The sequence below is a fragment of the Enterococcus sp. DIV0774 genome, assembly GCF_050539095.1.
GTDB classification, from domain to species: Bacteria; Bacillota; Bacilli; order Lactobacillales; family Enterococcaceae; genus Enterococcus; species Enterococcus faecalis.
In genome coordinates this window covers 606,973-625,085 of sequence record NZ_CP172923.1, presented here as the reverse complement: position 1 = coordinate 625,085, position 18,113 = coordinate 606,973, and the positions used below count along the sequence as shown (strand labels likewise).

The following is an 18,113-nucleotide window of genomic DNA, read 5'->3' as shown; positions in this document are numbered from 1 at the left end:
CTTTCCGCTCTCTACAATTATATCGAATTATTTTTTTGAAATATGCAGTGTCATAGCATTTGCTGCTACAATAATTGTACTTAATGACATCAAGACAGCACCTACAGCTGGATTTAAAACAATCCCAATTGGTGCAAGAACCCCAGCCGCTAAAGGAATGGCGACAATATTGTACCCAGCTCCCCACCAAAGATTTTGGATCATTTTACGTCGTGTTTGTTTGGCTAAATCTAAGAACCTTAAAATATCTTTAGGATCACTATCCGTCAGTACAACATCTGCCGAATCAATCGCTACATCTGTACCAGCGCCTATCGCAATGCCGATTGAAGCACGGGCTAAACTTGGTGCATCGTTAATACCGTCTCCTACCATCATGACCTGATGCCCCTCAGTAAGATACTGTTGCACAATTTTTTCTTTATCTTCTGGTAAGAGCTCTGCGTAGTATTCCTTCATTCCTAAATAATTAGCAACTGCACTGGCAGCTGTTTGATTATCCCCTGTTAACATGACTGGCGTAATTCCTTGCGCTTGTAACTCTGCAATAAATGTTTTAGCTTCTGGTTTGACTTTATCTCCTAAAGCAAGCAGTGCGACTAATTGACCAGCGATGATTAAATAGCTCAAGGTATTTCCTTGCTCTTGATAGTTTGTTTTAATTGTTTCATCGAAGGTTAACTGTAACCGTGCAACTTCTTTTTCATTGACTATTTTGACTTCTTGGTTTTGAACAGTAGCAACCAGTCCTACGCCTGATAAAGCTTGCAGATTATGGGCTTCATAAGGTTGAACGGCTTGTTTATTTAAATAGTTCATGATTCCAATTGCCAACGGATGATTTGCATTTTTTTCCAATGCCCCAATATATTTAAGTGCTTCTTCTCTAGTAAACTGCTTACTCATTAATTCTAAGCCAGTAACTGTAAATTGTCCTTCTGTTAAAGTTCCAGTTTTATCCAGCAACACATATTCAACCTTATTGGCTTGTTCTAATGCATTCCGATTTTTTAAAAGTAAGCCATTTTTAGCAGCAATGGAGGTACTTCTAGCAATCACTAAAGGAATTGCTAAGCCTAACGCATGGGGACAGGCAATAATAAAAACTGTAACCATTCGTTCAAATGCTAGAGACAAATCTTTCGTTACGAGTAACCAACCGATAAATGCTAACACACCTACGAATAAGGCAATATAGAATAACCACTTGGCTACACGGTCTGAAATGGATTCTAGTTTTGATTTTTCCGACTGCGCTTGTTTAACCATCTCCATAACTTTTGACAGGTAACTATTTTCACCCGTGCCAGTTACCGAAATTTCAATCATTCCGTTGCCATTGACAGCTCCACCAATCACGGAGTCGCCAATGTTTTTTTCTACTGTTTTTGATTCCCCTGTAACCATCGATTCGTCGACTGTTGTGCTTCCTTTCAAAATTTTACCGTCTGTCGGAATTTTATCTCCCGAACGAACAATCAAGCGATCGCCTTCTTGAACATCTTGCAAAGGAATTTCTTCTTCCCCATGTTCAGTCATTCGTTTGACTGTGTCAGGTAACAGTTCAGCCATTTTTTTCAAGGCATCACCAGCATTAGAAATAGCATTCATTTCAATCCAATGGCCTAAAAGCATAATAACAATCAGAGTGGCTAATTCCCAGAAAAAGTCCATCACGTGGGCCTGATTCGTAAAATGATTCATGTAAAACGCATATAAGCTGTAAAAATATGATACCGAAATCCCCATCGCAATTAAAGTCATCATTGCTGGACTCTTTTGCTGTAATTCCATTTTAGCGCCACTTAAAAATGGTTGTCCACCATAAAAAAATAGCACAGTTGCTAAAATTAAGACCAACCAATCAGAACCTGGAAAAGTAAATTGAAAAGGTAATTGAAAACCCATCATTGGTGAAAGAACAATAATCGGAATAGCTAAAATCAATGACAGCCAGAATTTTTGTTTAAAATTCCCCATATGCATTGAATGGTCCATTCCCTTCATTCCTTCATGTTGGTGTGACATAGCCATTTGTTCATGCGCCATATCATGATTCATGTGATTCATTTTATCGTGGGACACTGTTGGCTGTTTTTCCTGGTGTTGTTCATGATTATGTTTTGCTGACATATGATCCCTTCTCTTCTTAAGTATTTTCATCTTAAGCATAGCACAAGATGAAAATTGTTAGAAATAATTACTTTTTTTAGTTTAGAAAAAAAAAGAGCCGAATTTTGCGTATGTATATTTTAAGAACACCTTATCCTCATATTTATTACAAAAGGAGTGTTTCAATGAAAATTACTACAAAGCAAGTCGGGGCGCGCATGCGTGAAGCTCGAAAAAAGAAGAAGTACACTTTACGTTATTTAGCCAATAAAATTGGTTTATCTAGTGGAAGTACAATTAGTAACTGGGAATTAGGTTTGAATTTACCCAATAAACGATACTTAAAAAAAATCGCTAAAGCCTGTGACACAACAGTAGATTGGCTACTTTATGGTGATTTTGATCGATTTGTGCGCCAGCTATTAAAAGAAAATTTTCAAAATAAACAACTGCTAAAACCACCTTTTTTTACTCAGTTGATGGTACGTTTATCTGAAGAACAGCTATCCTATCACGATTCCTTAAAAATTATGATTCAAGCGCAAAAGTTACAGCAGTCCTTTTATGCTTTTCCTTTAACAGTAGAAGCCCCCTCTCATTCCCGAGAGAGTATTTCTATTTATGAACCAACAACTGCAGAAGAACAGTCTGACCAATCTTATTATCATCCGTTTATTTTGTCAGAACTCCATGAATTATTTACACATTCTCAAAATCCAGAATTGGATTATTCTCTGATTATCGCTTTTCTTCCTTTGTTAAAAGTAGATCAATTAACTGAACCACAAAAAGAAGTCTTACTGGCCATCTTTAAGCGAATGAATTCCTTTAAAGACCAAACACTTTTAAATGAATTCTTTGTGGAATTACAGTATTTACTCTGATTCTACAAAAAAGATTGAGCCATGTATCTCAAGGACTTAGGCTCAATCTTTTAGTTAAATTTCTTCTATTTATGAACGATTCTTTCGTTCGACTAAGTGCGTTTTCCGTTGTGGACCAATGATTAAAGGAACGGATTCATATTTGACTTCACTGTATTCCAAGCCAAACCAACTTTCAGGAGAGGTAGTTAAGTTTTTGATAGCTAATTTTGCCTGCATAATTTGTCGATCCCATTTTTTCAGTTCAGAAACGTTAGATAATTCTTCTTGAATTAATACAAATTGGAAATCGCCAACTTCTCTCCCTGGCGTTAATGAATAACGTTGTGGCTGTTTTGGCAAGCGGCCTGTTTTCATCAAGTCATGAACAATTTGTCTTAAATATACATTCACTTCTTGAGAAATATGGAAGCCTAAATATAGCTGAACTTGCACAATAAAATCAGTCCCTAACATATCAACAGAATACTCTTGAGTAAAGGGTTCATCTGTTACCTGAACATTAACAAACCAATAAACATTCGCTCGTTTTGGCTGTTTGTCCAAAATCGAATAAATAATATTACGATTAATTTCGCCGTCCACTCGATCGGAGGTTAAAAAGACCACGTTGGTTTGATACATTGGTACAGATGTATCTTCTTTCAAAGCTTTAAGTTGTGGTACATATTTTTCCAACGACACTTGTTCCGCCGTCGCTTCCTTAATCTCGTTGCCGCGTTCCCAAATAATCATGATGCATAACAAGAAGACTGCCATTCCCACAGCAACATATCCACCATGGAAAAACTTCGCAGCACTTGAAAAGAAAAAGACAACTTCAATGGCAGCAAAGAACAAGGAAATTAGATACGCAGACCAAGCTGGAATTTTATCCAAAAGATAAAACAACAATAAAATGGTTGTCATTAACATCGTAATCGTAATCGATAGACCATACGCAGCTTCCATGTGTGTCGATGTTCTAAAAGCCAGCACGATTGCTGAACAAGCTAACCACAAAATTAAATTTACCGCTGGAATATACATTTGACCGATATTGCTCCCAGGATAAATAATTTTAAGTCTTGGTAATAACTTCAATTTAATCGCTTCAGAAACTAAAGTATACGAACCTGATATTAACGCTTGCGAAGCAATCACTGCGGCGATTGTTGCAAAAACAACGCCAAATACAAGAATACCTCGTGGAATCATTTGGAAAAATGGGTTAATTTCAGCTAATGCCTGCATTTCAGGGTTTTCTTTGACCGTTAACAACCACGCAGCTTGCCCTAAATAATTAAGAATCAAACAAATCTTAATATACGGCCAGCTAATGCGGATATTCATTTTTCCTACATGCCCTAAATCAGAATATAAAGCTTCAGCACCAGTTGTAGCCAAGAAAATATTCCCTAAAATAAATAGACCTAATTTATTTTCTGGACTGACTAGTAATTGCAAAGCATAATATGGATTTAATGCACGAATAACCGTCCAATCTTGGCTAAAATTCATTAAACCAATGATGCCTAAAAAAGTAAACCACAAGAACATAATCGGCCCAAAAGCTTTCCCGACCAATTCTGTTCCAAATCGTTGAACAGAAAAAAGAATTAAAATAATCGTCAACGTAATGACCACTATAATCGTTTGGTCATTGCCAAAACGTTCAAAAAATGCCGGAATCCCCCGTAAGCCTTCAATCGCTGTCGTCACTGTCACAGCTGGGGTCAAAACGCCATCAGCCAGTAAAGCGGCGCCGCCAATCATTGCGGGAATAATCAAATACTTACTTTTTTTACGAACCAATGTATAAAGAGAGAAAATCCCACCTTCTCCATGGTTATCAGCATTTAAAGCAATAACAACATATTTAATCGTGGTTAAGATAGTCAATGTCCAAAAAATTAACGAGACCGAACCTAAAATAAACGATTCAGAAACCCGTGCCAAGCCACCATTATCTCCTACAATGGCTTTCATTACATATAAAGGGCTCGTTCCAATATCTCCATAGACAACGCCCATGGCAACTAAGATCCCTGCCATCGTAAATTTCCGACGATCAAACCCCTCTGCTTTGTGTAACACAATACTTTCCTCCTACAAAAGAAATGACTTCGTTTAGTTTAACCAACAGCTCCATAAAAACTTTTAAAACTCTTTATTATATAACGTTTTATATATCTTTTTCATTAGTCAAAAAGCGCTTTTTGACTAACGATGCTACTCACTATAATACGTTTTAAATCGTTTAGCAAGTCTTTTTATTAGAGAATGTTCATCTTAGATAAGAAACCCACCTATTTTGAAAAAAGAAAAATCAAAAATAAGTGGGGCAGCAGTCGAAACGACTGCTGCCCCACTTGCTAACTATTAAGATAATTTTCTGAACAAAGGTAGCTCCTTTTATTCCTGTTAAATTTAAATCACTTCTTCTTCCTCTTCAACTTCAGAGAAATGGAACTTAATCATTTCATTGACGAAAATTGGCACAAAGGATAGGAAAATTGCTAACATCCAATGATTTAAACTAATATGCACTAATCCAAATAGTTCTTGTGTGAATGGTAATAAAGCAATGGTTGTGGTAATTAGTAATGCTAAAACGACCATTTCAAAGAGCGACTTGTTGCTTGATAATTTTACACGGAAAACAGAGTTCGCACTACGAACATTAAAGACATGTAAGATAGAGGAATAAGCTAAGATTAAAAATGCCACTGTTTGTCCAACTTCATAGCTGTTTGAAACATAGGCTGAAACACCTGGTACAAAGGCACCTAGGTAAAAACCAAACAAAGTAATGACTGTGAACACTGCTGCATTAATCCCAATCTTTTGCCATAAGCCTCGTGCAAAAATCCCTTCGTTTTTAGGGATTGGTGCCTCATCCATAATTCCTTTTTCCGCTGGTTCTTTTCCTAATGCAAAACCAGGTAACCCATCTGCGACCACGTTAACAAACAACAGTTGAACTGCAGTAAATGGCGCACCCCAACCAAGTAACATGGCAATTAAAACAATAAAAATCTCAGAAATATTACAGCTTAATAAGAAGTTAATGGCTTTACGAATATTTCGGTACACGGCACGTCCTTGTGCAACCGCATCAACAATAGTTGCAAAGTTATCGTCCGTCAAAATCATATCTGAAGCGCCTTGGGCCACATCTGTTCCAGTAATCCCCATTGCGCAACCGACATCACTAGCTTTCAAGGCTGGCGCATCATTCACGCCATCTCCGGTCATTGCTACAACAGCGCCAGAACGTTGCCATGATTGAACAATTCGAATTTTATCTTCAGGGGTTACACGTGCATAAACGGATAAATCTTTAACACGTTTATCTAATTCTTCATCACTCATTTTTTTCAGTTCTGAACCAGATAAGGCTTCACTTTTATCTTTTAAAATTCCTAATTCTTTAGCAATTGCACTGGCTGTTACCACGTGATCACCAGTAATCATGACTGTTTTAATTCCAGCTTTTTTCGCACGAGCAATGGCGCCCTTACTTTCTGGACGTGGTGGATCAATCATGCCAATTAAGCCTAACAAGCGAAGATTTTTTTCTAAAGCCTCTGATGTAATTTCCTTGGGTGGTTCATCATATACGGCATAACCGACAGCAATAACTCGTAACGCTCGTTTTCCGAAACGATCATTAACAATAGCCGCTTGATCGACATCTCCGAAACCAAAACGTGGTAGTAACACATCAAAGGCTCCTTTAGTAATTGAGATGTACTTTTTCCCCCATTGATGGACCGTAGTCATCATTTTTCGTTCTGAATCAAAGGGAATTTCACCAATACGAGGATATTTTTCTTCAAGTTCTTCTTTAGTATGATAATTTTCTTCGACAGCACGAACAATTGCCGCTTCTGTCGGATTCCCTGTAACAGTTAGTTCATCGCCTTCTTTTTCCACAATGACATCTGTACATAAAGCAGCCATTTTCAATACTTCCATGGCTTCATCGGTCATGGCATCTTCCGTATCCGTTACTTCATCACCACGATGCCATACTCGGCGGACGCGCATTTTATTTTGTGTCAGTGTTCCTGTCTTATCAGAACAGATAACATTCGCAGTTCCTAGCGTTTCTACTGCTGGCAATCGACGAATAATCGCATGTTTCTTAGCCATTTTTTGAACACCATATGCTAAGGTTAACGTTACAATCACGGTTAGTGTTTCTGGTACAGCTGCCACCGCTAAGGAAACGGCTGTCATAAACATTTCAAGAAGCGGTTCTCCTTGCAGTTCACCAATAATGAAAACAATTGCTGCAGCCCCTAAAGCTAACAAACTAATACGTTTGCCTAATTGATTCAAGCGTTTTTGTAATGGTGTTTTTTGCTGATCGCTGTTATTCAGTAACCCAGCAATTTTACCCATTTCTGTATTCATTCCTGTTGCAGTTACTACTGCTCGTCCGCGGCCATTCACAACGGTACAGCCTTTGAAAATCATATTTATTTGATCTCCTAAGCCATCATCGTCATGCCCCACGTATGTAGGATCTTTTTCAACAGGTTCACTTTCACCTGTTAGTGCTGACTCTTCTACGCGCATTTGAGAAGCTTGAATAAGTCGTGCATCGGCTGTAATCATTGAACCAGCTTCAAGAACTAGAACATCTCCTACTACTAGTTCTTCAGCATCGACTTCGATTACCTTGCCATCTCGTAAGACTGCACTACTTTGCTTGTTCATGTCTTGTAAAGCCGCCAGAGATTTTTCAGCATTTCCTTCTTGAACAATGGCCAAAACAGCATTGATAATCACAATTGCAATAATTAAGATTCCTTCAAAATATTCGCCATGTTCTGTTACGATTGCTGTATAAAACGAAATTGCCGCAGCAACTAATAAAATAATCGTCGTAAAATCAGATAAACTGTGAATGAATTTCTTTAACACAGAATCCTTCTTAGCCTCTTCAAATTGATTGCGGCCATTTTCTTTCAGCCGTTGTTGGGCCTCTTGTTGTGTTAAACCAGTTTCAGTATTGACTGAAACTTCTTTTGTGACAGTATCGACAGTTTGCTTGTAAGCTTCCATCCTATTCCCCCTCTAATTTTTTCTTCCTATATAATAGTGTCTCTATTAAATATAACATGATTTTTTTTGAACACGCAACTTTTTTCATCTTTGGCTTAGCGTTCTCTCATATGTCCAGAAAAAACTGGTATTTTCGTTGTTGCTACAGCAATGTTTCTATTTGATTATGGGAATTTTATGAAAAAAGAAACGAATTCAGCCAAAAAGCAATGGACATTTTTTTCATTTTGTCTGATAAAAAATAGTTTATTTCTATATATTCAACACAAAAACAACAAAAAATACAATGTTATTTAGTTCGCACAATTATTTATTTTACATGTTATAAAATAACCAGAAAAATATTATATTTAATCTTATTAATAAGTGTTATAACTTGCAAACGCTTCCAAAAGGTGCTATTCTTTAAGTGTAAGGAGGACATGCAAATCAATTGGTTGAAGATTTTCTCAGTAGATAAAAATCGGTAAACTCAAAGTTGTTAGAATTGCAAGATTCACCTGTAAACAATACGTGTAGAGTAATTGTTAGTGATAACTCGTATCGGAAAATAGGGAAAGGTTATAGAAGGATGGAGTTTCTATAAAGCATTTACCCTATCTGTTATCACCTAACGCAAGTTATCCACCATCCAAGCGTCGAAACTGTATGAAAACAAGGTTTTAGTTTCACCACATCACGTTCACCTTTTGCTTTACATGTATCGCGAAATGTAAACACTTATTCAACCAATTGATGTCTTCCCGTTAACAAGGCCGAGCTTAAATTTAAGCTCGGTTTTTTCTTTTAGGCAATAAAATATATTTGTATCAAATAATCATATGTGTTATATTCAAGGTGCACATTCTATTTTATCTTCTTTTAAAGGAGGGAATGCTATGCGAAAAAAGAAAAAATCTTCGTTTGAAAGTTCAATTCATGTTTATCGTGCTATGGCTCGTATGACCCAGCAAGATTTGGCCAATCGAGTCGGTGTCTCTCGACAAACAATTATTCAACTGGAACGAAACAAGTACAATCCTTCATTACTTCTTGCGCATGACATCGCGAACGTCTTTGGCGTAACCATTGATGATGTGTTCACCTTCAAAGAAACACTGAATGACGATGTAGAACAAGAAGCCTAAACAGTATAAGCTGTACTTAACAAGACAATTTTTCTGATTGTACTTGGAGTTGCCGAGGTACAACTTAGTACCGGCAATACGAAGAAAGCACTTCTTCGTATTGTTGTTTCAATAATTAATCTTTGCTTACATAAAAAAAGAACGGCGCAACCGTGGTTGCGTCGTTCTTTTTATTCTAAGATTGTCTACTAAGCATTTTTGTCCTAGTAGCGTTTTGGTTTCTAACTTTATTATTTACAGGGGAAGAAAAAATAAAGCACACCTTTACTGTGATTCCAAAAATCACGTGTTTATCATAATATATTTTTGTTTCAATCCCAAGTATTCTGCTCACAAAGTGTCGCTTATTTAATAAACATTGCATCGCCAAAACTAAAGAAACGATATTTTTCCTCAATTGCATGTTGATAAGCAGCCAATGTTAAGTCTTTTCCTGCAAAGGCACTCACAAGCATCACTAACGTAGATTTTGGTAAATGGAAGTTCGTTGAAAAAGCCTCTACGACTTTAAATTGATACCCTGGTGTGATAAAAATATCGGTCCAGCCACTGTCAGCCTGGATTTCACCATTAAATTTTGTGCCAATTGTTTCCAACGTACGAATAGAAGTTGTTCCAACCGCAACAATCCGACCGCCTGCTTGGCGTACTTCATTTAGTTGCTTAGCCGCTTCTTCAGTTAAACGATAGAATTCGCTATGCATATGATGTTCTTCTATATTATCAACGCTCACGGGACGGAATGTTCCTAAACCGACATGTAAAGTTAAATAAACGAGATGAACACCTTTTGCTTTGATCTCTTCTAATAGTTCTTTTGTAAAATGCAAACCCGCTGTTGGTGCTGCAGCTGAACCATTTTCTTCAGCATAAACCGTTTGATAACGATCTGGGTCATCTAGACGTTCTTTGATATATGGCGGCAATGGCATTTCTCCTAACGATTCTAAAATTTCTAAGAAAATACCATCATATTTAAATTCAATGATTCGACCACCATGTTCCAACTCTTCTTTAACCACCGCTTTTAGGCGACCATCGCCAAATTGAATTTCCGTGCCGACTTTTGCACGTTTCGCGGGTTTAATCAAGGTTTCCCATGTATCGCCTTCTGTATTTGTTAAAAGTAAAACTTCCAAATGACCGCCTGTTTCAGGTTTTTCTCCATATAAACGGGCCGGCAGTACCCGTGTATTATTCATGACTAATGCATCCCCAGGCTGTAATTCATCAAGAATATCATGGAAATGTTTATCCTCCATGTCCCCTGTTTCTTTATTTACAACTAATAATCGTGAACTAGCGCGATCTTTTAGTGGGGTTTGAGCAATTAATTCTTCTGGTAAATCAAAATCAAAATCTTCTGTACTTAGCATTTCCGTCACTCTTTCTACTAGTTTTTATCTTGGTTATTCTAACACTTTTTCTTGTTTCTGGCTATGTCAGCCTTCTAAATCAAACTAAATAGTTGTCAAAAAATGTCAGAAGCACTATACTTACTTTAAGTAAGTATACATAGTTATTTAAAGGAGGAACTCAAAATGCATGCTCAATTTCATCATGTTTCACTATTAGCGCGTCATGGTCAAGAAAACCAATCATTCTATACAAAATTGTTAGGCTTACGTTTTGTCAAAAATACCGTAAATCAAGACAACAATCGCATGCCTCATTATTTTTATGGCGATTATCAAGGCACACCGGGAAGCTTAGTAACTTTTTTTATCGTGCCCTTATTAGGCAACCGCTATGAAGAAAAAAATTATTTAGCCACGATTGGCTTAAAAATTCCCCAAAATAGCCTTTCCTTTTGGGAACAACGTTTAACAGAAAACAAAATTCCATTTAACAAAAAAGAAAAGAGCCTACATTTCAGTGATCCAGATGATACGCATATTATCCTGACAGAAGTTCCTGAAAATCCATTAAAAGAAACACTCGTTGTTTCTAACGACATTCCAGCAGCGGTTCAAATTATCGGTTTGGCCTCTACTGAATTTCATGTGCCAGATTCTGAAAAAACCTTGGCCTTTTTTGAAACATTTCTTGGTTGGCAAGCAGTTGGCAATACGATTATTTTAAGTGAGACGGAAAGCTTTTCTGTTCATCAAACAACGTCGGATAAAACAAGCCGAATGGGGCGTGGCAGTATGGATCATATTGCTTTTTCTGTGGCTGATGATGAAGCATTACAAGAACTACACACGCGCGCTTTAGCACAAGGCTGGGAAATTGAAATGTATGTAAGTCGTGGATATTTTAAAAGTTTATACATTCGTGAACCAGGCGGGAATCGGGTTGAATTTGCTACTTTGGCTCCTGGTTTTACATTGGATGAGCCTCTGGAACATTTAGGGGAAACGTTGGCTTTACCGCCTTTTTTAGAACCAAAACGGACTGCAATTGAAGCCAACCTCTACAAAGACATGTAACCAACGCTTTAGAAAACAACGGAAGACGGACGTAATAATCGGTGACAAAATTACGTCCGTCTCTCTTCCCCTATGTTTGAATGTTTGAACAAGAGAATAAAAAATGACCTTCAGATTTTTCTGAACGTCATTGCACATTCCATAAAAAGCATCCTTCGTTCTTCCACTTCTTACTTCTTAAAAAAACTGGTAATTTTTTCAAAAATTCAGTAAAATAAAAGTGATCAATGGTTTCCATTGATTGAACGGGCAACTTGATGGTCCACTTGCACAGGTGACTATTCAAGGCTTCGTGATTTAGTTGCCGCTAAATCATGAAGCGCCTTTTTTTATTTTATTCCCTTGTTCTCTTTCCATTCTAATGAAAAACTCAGCTCCCGTCAACTTGCTACAAAGGACACTTTTCTTTGTTATAGCGGCTTTTCTTCCTTCTCAGAATACTCTTTTTAACATCTTGTTTCGTTCAGATAACTTTTACTAAACAATAGTTATCTTTTCTTTTTTTTAGAACGAATTAAAAAAAATTTACCGCCTTCTTTTTCCCATTAAAAATAGATTACATTTGTCGAAATCGCATTTTTATAGCATACTAGTAATAAGATACATTTTCAAAATATTTAGTTGAGGTGAGTAAGTTGATAGAATTTCAGCATGTATCAAAATTTTATAAAGGCGGAAAAGTCGCCGTTGATGACATTAATTTGTCTTTCGATAAAGGTGAATTTATCTGCTTCATCGGGACAAGTGGTAGTGGAAAAACAACATCAATGCGGATGCTTAACCGCATGACCGACCCTTCAAAAGGAAAAATTTTAATTGATGGCCAAGATATTCAAAAAATCAATCCTGTAGAGCTACGTCGCCAAATTGGCTATGTCATTCAAAATATCGGCTTGATGCCTCACATGACCATTCGTGAAAATATCGTTTTAGTGCCTAAATTATTAAAAGTACCTGTAGAAGAACGCAATAAGATAGCCGAAAAAATGATTGATTTGGTTGAGTTACCACGAGAAATGTTAGACCGCTATCCCAATGAACTTTCTGGGGGACAACAACAAAGAATCGGCGTTGTGCGGGCTTTAGCTGCCAATCAAGATATTATTCTAATGGATGAACCTTTTGGTGCTTTAGATCCTATCACCCGTGATTCATTACAAGATTTAGTGAAAGATTTGCAAGAACGTTTAGGAAAAACTATCGTCTTTGTTACTCATGATATGGATGAAGCGTTGAAATTAGCAAATAAAATTGCCATTATGAGCGAAGGCAAAGTAATTCAATTTGACACACCAGATAATATTTTACGTCATCCAGCCAATGAATTTGTAGAAGAACTCATCGGAGAAGATCGCTTATTACAAGCCAAACCTGATTTCACCACTGTTGATGAAGTCATGTTAAATTCAGCTATTACTATCACGCCGGAAAAATCTTTACAAGAAGCGATTAAATTGATGCGTGAAAAACGGGTTGATACCTTATTAGTTGTTGATAATTCCCATGTGCTTAAAGGCTTTATCGATGTTGAAACATTAGATCAGCAACGTGGCAAAGCTTCTAGTGTCGGTGATATCTTGAATAAAGATGTCTTCTTTGTTCAAAAAACCGCTCTTTTACGTGATGCTTTACAAAGAATCTTAAAACGTGGCTTAAAATATGTGCCAGTCGTTGATGAACAAAAACGAGTGGTGGGCATCTTAACACGTGCTTCCCTTGTTGACATTGTTTATGATGTTATCTGGGGCGATGAAACAACGATTAGTGAAGCTGTAGAAGCAAAACAAAGCGAGTCCGAAACTGATAAAGAGGAGGCGTAAGCAATGAGTAGCTTCTTTCAAGAATATGGATCAGAAATGATTTCAAAAAGTATTGAACATATTTATATTTCATTCTTTGCACTTTTATTAGGGGTCGCTATCGCTGTGCCCGTTGGCGTTTGGTTAACACGTTTGCCCAAAGTAGCCAATATTGTCATTGGTTTAACAAGTGCCTTACAAACGGTTCCTTCGTTAGCTTTATTAGCTTTGATGATTCCAATTTTTGGTGTCGGTAAAACACCCGCTATTATCGCGCTATTCATCTATTCCCTTTTACCTATTTTAAGAAACACGTATATCGGAATGAAAAATGTCGATGAAAATTACCGAGATGTTGCTAAAGGCATGGGCATGACCAATTTACAGTCTATTTTTAGTGTTGAATTACCCATTGCCATGCCAACAATTATGGCCGGCATTCGTTTAGCTGCTGTCTATGTCATTGCTTGGGCTACACTGGCTTCTTATATTGGTGCAGGTGGTCTTGGTGATATGATTTTCAGTGGATTAAATAACTATCAGCCAGAATTAATCTTTGGCGGGACTATTCCAGTAACTATTTTAGCACTTTTAGCAGATGTTCTTCTTGGATTATTAGAAAATCGTTTAACGCCAAAAGCTTTAAGGGAGGGCGAATAATGATGAAAAAGAAACTCAAGTTAAGCTTACTCTTCTTAAGCAGTTTACTTTTATTGGCAGGTTGTTCTTTACCTGGTCTCGCTTCAACTTCTGATGATAACACTGTTGCCATTACAGGTGGGATTACTTCAGAAGCGCAGATTTTAGGGAGCATTGTAGCGGATATGGTTGAGCATTACACAGATAAAAAAACAAATGTGATTAACAACTTAGCCACTACTACCATCAATCACCAAGCAATGATAAACGGAGATGCCTCAATTTCTGCAGCTCGTTATACTGGTACTGACGTGACTACTACGCTGGGCTTACCAGCAGAAAAAGACCCTAAAAAAGCGTTTAACCTAGTTCAATCAGAATTTGAAAAACGTTATCAACAAACTTGGTTCCCTTCATATGGATTTGAAAATACTTATGTATTCTTAGTTACAAAAGAAACGGCTGAGAAATACAATTTAAAAACAGTCAGTGATTTAGGGAAAGTCGCAGACAAATTAGTTGCTGGTGTCGATACTGCGTGGATCACACGTGAAGGCGACGGTTATGAAGGCTTTAAAAAGGAATACAACTTCCAATTTAAATCTATTTTACCAATGCAAATTGGCTTGGTGTACGATGCAGTCAACGCTGGAAAAATGGACGTTATCTTAGGTTACTCAACAGATGGCCGGATTGGTAGTTACGATTTAGTCATGTTAAAAGATGACAAGCGCTTTTTCCCGCCTTATGATGCCGCTCCTGTGGTTAGTGACAAATTATTAAAAGAAACGCCGGAAATTAAAGATGTCTTAAATCGCTTAGATGGTAAAATTTCTACCAAAAAAATGCAAGAATTGAACTATCAAGCAGATAATGATTTAATTGAACCTGCGGTCGTAGCCGAACGTTTCTTAAAAGAAAATAACTATTTTGAGGGGGAGTAACAGATGAATAATATGAATTTATTCCAACAATTTATCTACTATTTCCAACAAAATGGCGGCTACGTCTTTCAACAATTTTTACGTCACTTTTTAATTTCGATTTATGGCGTAATCTTTGCTGCAATTGTCGGGATTCCTATCGGGATTATGATTTCACGTAAACGTAGCTTAGCCAACTGGATTATCCGTTTAGCGAACATTATCCAAACAGTACCAGCTTTGGCAATGCTTTCGATTTTAATGTTGGGAATGGGCTTAGGCGTCAACACGGTGGTTGTAACGGTCTTCCTTTATTCTCTCCTACCAATCATCAAGAATACGTACACTGGCATGATTCAAGTGGATCGCAATATTTTAGATGTTGGTAAAGGAATGGGTATGACAAAAGTACAACTTCTTTATATGGTCGAGTTACCTTTATCTGTTTCAGTAATCATGGCAGGTATTCGAAATGCGTTAGTCGTCGCAATCGGGATTACTGCGATTGGTGCTTTCGTTGGAGCTGGTGGTTTAGGGGATATTATTATTCGTGGAACCAATGCCACAGATGGTGCTTCTATCATTTTAGTCGGTGCCTTACCAACGGCCTTTATGGCGATTATCACAGATTGGGTTCTAGGGATTATTGAACGTCGTTTAGACCCAGCTAGCAAACATTCCAATTAATAAAAAATGCAGAGCAGATCCAACATTGTTTCTTTTCAATGGGATCTGTTCTTTTATCTAGGAGATTAATAATGTCTAACTATACTATTATCGATTTAAACCAACAACCACACTTAATTCCGTCAGCTGCTCAATGGTTTAGCCAAAAGTGGCAAATCCCCGCTGAAGCGTATCAAGCAAGTATGCAGGAAATGCTAACTAGCGAAAACCACGTACCACATTGGTGGGTCTGCTTGAATAAACAGCAGGACATCGTTGCAGGCGTGGGCGTAATTGATAATGACTTCCACAATCGTGCAGACCTTACGCCAAACCTTTGTGCATTGTATGTCGAACCAACATTTCGTCACCAAGGCTTAGCAGGAATTCTTTTAACAACAGTTGGTGATTTTCTTGCTAATTCTGGATTTAAAAAGCTTTATTTGCTCACAGACCATACTACTTTTTATGAAAGATATAACTGGGAATTTTTGACAATGGTAACCACCGAAGAGCAGTCTTGCGCTAGAATTTATCAAAAACAATTACGTCAATAAAAAAATCTGCCATCAAAAGATGGCAGATTTTTTTATTTATTTTTTCAAGTGATAACTATAGGTAGCCACAATAATATTTTCCCGCCACGCTAAACGAATCCGCAAACGTAAACTTGTTTGGTTATGCAAAATATTTTGCCAACGTTTATTTGGTACAAATTGTGGTACTAAAACCGTTGTACTGTAGTTATGCTTCGTGGCATTTTTACTAACCAAATCAACATAACGTAAGATAGGGTTTTGCAGTGAGCGATACGAAGAATGTACAATTGATAGACGAACGTCCGGGAAGTGTTTTTTAAACTCTTCCTGGATTTCTTTTTCCTTCTCAACGTTTTCATCCATTGAGACATGCATGGCAACAACATAATCACCAATGGAACGCGCATAGTTCAAGGCGCCGACATTTGCCTTGGTTACGTTCCCTACTAAAACAATAACTGTATTCCCGTCAAACTCATGTAACTGTGCCCCGTCTTCTAAACGTAGCTGTTCCGCCACATTTTTATAGTGAGTATTGACCCGATAAAATGCATAAATCAACACTGGCATAATAATAAAGAACGGCCAGATGTCCCCTAATCGATAAATAAACAAAATGGCGATAATCGCGAAAGAGATAAAGGCACCGACAATATTAGCAATTGATTTTGGCAACCAATTTTTAGTTTCTTTTCGCCATTTTACAACCATCCCCGATTGAGACAAAGCAAACGGAATAAACACACCAATTGAATACAATGGGATTAAACGTTCTGTGGAACCTTGGAAAATCAATAATAAAACAATGGAACCAGCAGCTAAAGTTAAAATACCATTTGAATAGCCTAAACGGTCGCCACGATCCATATACATATGCGGCATAAACTTATCTTTGGCTAAGTTATAAGCCAAAACTGGAAAGGCTGAGAATCCTGTGTTAGCGGCAACCGCTAAAATTAAGGCTGTCGCAAACTGTAATAAATAATATAAAATATTTTGACCAAAGACCGCTTTCCCAATTTGTGAAAGAACTGTCACTTCTTCTTTTGGCACAATCCCATACCAATAGTTAATAAATGTAATCCCCACGAAGAAGAACCCTAAAATCGTTGCCATTAACGCTAACGTCCCAGCAGCATTTTTTGCTCGTGGTTTCTTAAAGAATGGCACTGCATTACTGATTGCTTCAACCCCTGTTAAGGAAGAAGAACCAGATGAAAACGCCCGTAAAACTAAGGCAATAGAAATTCCTGGAACCACGGCTCCTGGTAAAGCTGTCGCATTTAATGGCTGTGCGCCAGTCACAATTTTAAATAGCCCAACAACAATCAGTAAGGTAATAATTGCGATAAAACTATACACTGGCAACATTAAGAACGAAGCAGATTCTCGCAGGCCTCTCAAGTTCATTAAGGTAATCAATATCACAATCCCAATAGAAATTGCTACTTGATGACCATATAACGCTGGAATCGCCGATATAATCGCCTCTGCGCCCGCTGAAACTGAAACGGCTACTGTTAGCATATAATCGACTAACAACGAACCACCAGCCAATAAACCGGCATTTCTGCCGAGGTTTTCACTACTAACAACGTATGCGCCGCCGCCATGCGGATATGCATGAATAATTTGTCGGTACGACAATGTTAAAGAAATAAGTAAAATAATAACAAATGCAGCAATTGGCAATGAATACCAAATCGCAGCCGCCGACAAAGTAACCAGAACCACCACTATTTGTTCTGTACCATACGCAATGGATGAAAGTGCATCAGAAGATAACAACGCAAGCGCTGCAAATCTGCTTAATTTATGTTCATCATTTTCGGCTGATTTCAATGGTTTCCCAATGAACAGTCGTTTTAAATCCGCCATTTTTTTCGACTCCTTTTCTCTAGAGTGACCCGCTCACTTTTTTCATTATTTTTTATCAA

Annotated in this window: 13 protein-coding genes; 8 read left to right on the top strand and 5 right to left on the bottom strand. The window is 37.5% G+C overall.

Annotation, left to right across the window (positions count from 1 at the left end):
• Positions 1-27: 27 nt before the first annotated feature.
• Positions 28-2,172, bottom strand: coding sequence for a heavy metal translocating P-type ATPase (locus IGL86_RS03065; protein ID WP_016618008.1), 2,145 nt, complete (start codon positions 2,170-2,172; stop codon positions 28-30).
• Between the two features lie 125 nt (positions 2,173-2,297).
• On the opposite strand from IGL86_RS03065, the gene IGL86_RS03060 reads away from it, so the two are divergent.
• The gene (locus tag IGL86_RS03060; RefSeq protein ID WP_016618007.1) at positions 2,298-2,996 is read left to right on the top strand and encodes a helix-turn-helix domain-containing protein; all 699 of its coding nucleotides are present in this window, start codon (positions 2,298-2,300) and stop codon (positions 2,994-2,996) included.
• Between the two features lie 69 nt (positions 2,997-3,065).
• On the opposite strand, the gene IGL86_RS03055 is transcribed toward IGL86_RS03060, so the two are convergent.
• Together IGL86_RS03055 and IGL86_RS03050 are read right to left on the bottom strand one after the other, a co-directional pair.
• Entirely contained in the window at positions 3,066-5,072 is a 2,007-nt protein-coding gene (locus IGL86_RS03055) for a KUP/HAK/KT family potassium transporter (RefSeq protein WP_002381294.1), read from the bottom strand.
• Positions 5,073-5,405: 333 nt separating this feature from the next.
• On the bottom strand, positions 5,406-8,051 hold the full coding sequence (locus IGL86_RS03050) for a calcium-translocating P-type ATPase, PMCA-type (protein WP_002358801.1): 2,646 nt from the start codon (positions 8,049-8,051) through the stop codon (positions 5,406-5,408).
• Positions 8,052-8,872: 821 nt separating this feature from the next.
• Between IGL86_RS03050 and IGL86_RS03045 the strand changes: the two genes are divergently transcribed.
• Positions 8,873-9,178, top strand: a complete 306-nt coding sequence (locus IGL86_RS03045) for a helix-turn-helix transcriptional regulator (protein WP_002355748.1) — start codon at positions 8,873-8,875, stop codon at positions 9,176-9,178.
• A gap of 344 nt (positions 9,179-9,522) precedes the next feature.
• Here the strand turns inward: IGL86_RS03045 and queA are convergent, their stop codons facing one another.
• Positions 9,523-10,554 (bottom strand): tRNA preQ1(34) S-adenosylmethionine ribosyltransferase-isomerase QueA, encoded by a 1,032-nt coding sequence (gene queA, locus IGL86_RS03040; RefSeq protein ID WP_002355747.1) that lies wholly within the window; start codon positions 10,552-10,554, stop codon positions 9,523-9,525.
• 165 nt (positions 10,555-10,719) lie between these two features.
• Here queA and IGL86_RS03035 point away from each other — a divergent pair, with 165 nt between their 5' ends.
• The 6 genes from IGL86_RS03035 (at position 10,720) to IGL86_RS03010 (ending at position 16,194) form a co-directional block, all read left to right on the top strand.
• Entirely contained in the window at positions 10,720-11,610 is an 891-nt protein-coding gene (locus IGL86_RS03035) for a ring-cleaving dioxygenase (protein WP_002361334.1), read from the top strand.
• A gap of 626 nt (positions 11,611-12,236) precedes the next feature.
• Positions 12,237-13,430: a betaine/proline/choline family ABC transporter ATP-binding protein gene (locus IGL86_RS03030; protein WP_002355745.1), complete on the top strand. Its 1,194-nt coding sequence runs from the start codon at positions 12,237-12,239 to the stop codon at positions 13,428-13,430.
• A 3-nt stretch (positions 13,431-13,433) separates the two neighbouring features.
• Positions 13,434-14,069 carry an ABC transporter permease gene (locus IGL86_RS03025; protein WP_002355744.1) on the top strand — a complete coding sequence of 212 codons (636 nt, stop codon included), beginning with the start codon at positions 13,434-13,436 and terminating at the stop codon, positions 14,067-14,069.
• A gap of 2 nt (positions 14,070-14,071) precedes the next feature.
• A complete protein-coding gene (locus IGL86_RS03020; protein ID WP_033625275.1) occupies positions 14,072-14,992 on the top strand; it encodes an osmoprotectant ABC transporter substrate-binding protein in 921 nt (306 codons plus the stop codon).
• 3 nt (positions 14,993-14,995) lie between these two features.
• Positions 14,996-15,658 (top strand): ABC transporter permease, encoded by a 663-nt coding sequence (locus IGL86_RS03015; protein ID WP_002363261.1) that lies wholly within the window; start codon positions 14,996-14,998, stop codon positions 15,656-15,658.
• 71 nt (positions 15,659-15,729) lie between these two features.
• Positions 15,730-16,194 carry a GNAT family N-acetyltransferase gene (locus IGL86_RS03010; RefSeq protein WP_033624854.1) on the top strand — a complete coding sequence of 155 codons (465 nt, stop codon included), beginning with the start codon at positions 15,730-15,732 and terminating at the stop codon, positions 16,192-16,194.
• A gap of 36 nt (positions 16,195-16,230) precedes the next feature.
• Here IGL86_RS03010 and IGL86_RS03005 read toward each other — a convergent pair whose 3' ends face one another.
• On the bottom strand, positions 16,231-18,054 hold the full coding sequence (locus IGL86_RS03005; protein WP_002379167.1) for an APC family permease: 1,824 nt from the start codon (positions 18,052-18,054) through the stop codon (positions 16,231-16,233).
• Positions 18,055-18,113 lie beyond the last annotated feature (59 nt).

What these genes read in the sequence shown, in the direction of transcription:
- IGL86_RS03065 (WP_016618008.1), bottom strand. Translation starts at nt 2,172, where the DNA reads ATGCTTAAGATGAAAATACTTAAGAAGAGAAGGGATCATATGTCAGCA.
- IGL86_RS03060 (WP_016618007.1), top strand. Translation starts at nt 2,298, where the DNA reads ATGAAAATTACTACAAAGCAAGTCGGGGCGCGCATGCGTGAAGCTCGA.
- IGL86_RS03050 (WP_002358801.1), bottom strand. Translation starts at nt 8,051, where the DNA reads ATGGAAGCTTACAAGCAAACTGTCGATACTGTCACAAAAGAAGTTTCA.
- IGL86_RS03045 (WP_002355748.1), top strand. Translation starts at nt 8,873, where the DNA reads ATGTGTTATATTCAAGGTGCACATTCTATTTTATCTTCTTTTAAAGGA.
- queA (WP_002355747.1), bottom strand. Translation starts at nt 10,554, where the DNA reads ATGCTAAGTACAGAAGATTTTGATTTTGATTTACCAGAAGAATTAATT.
- IGL86_RS03035 (WP_002361334.1), top strand. Translation starts at nt 10,720, where the DNA reads ATGCATGCTCAATTTCATCATGTTTCACTATTAGCGCGTCATGGTCAA.
- IGL86_RS03025 (WP_002355744.1), top strand. Translation starts at nt 13,434, where the DNA reads ATGAGTAGCTTCTTTCAAGAATATGGATCAGAAATGATTTCAAAAAGT.
- IGL86_RS03020 (WP_033625275.1), top strand. Translation starts at nt 14,072, where the DNA reads ATGAAAAAGAAACTCAAGTTAAGCTTACTCTTCTTAAGCAGTTTACTT.
- IGL86_RS03015 (WP_002363261.1), top strand. Translation starts at nt 14,996, where the DNA reads ATGAATAATATGAATTTATTCCAACAATTTATCTACTATTTCCAACAA.
- IGL86_RS03010 (WP_033624854.1), top strand. Translation starts at nt 15,730, where the DNA reads ATGTCTAACTATACTATTATCGATTTAAACCAACAACCACACTTAATT.
- IGL86_RS03005 (WP_002379167.1), bottom strand. Translation starts at nt 18,054, where the DNA reads ATGGCGGATTTAAAACGACTGTTCATTGGGAAACCATTGAAATCAGCC.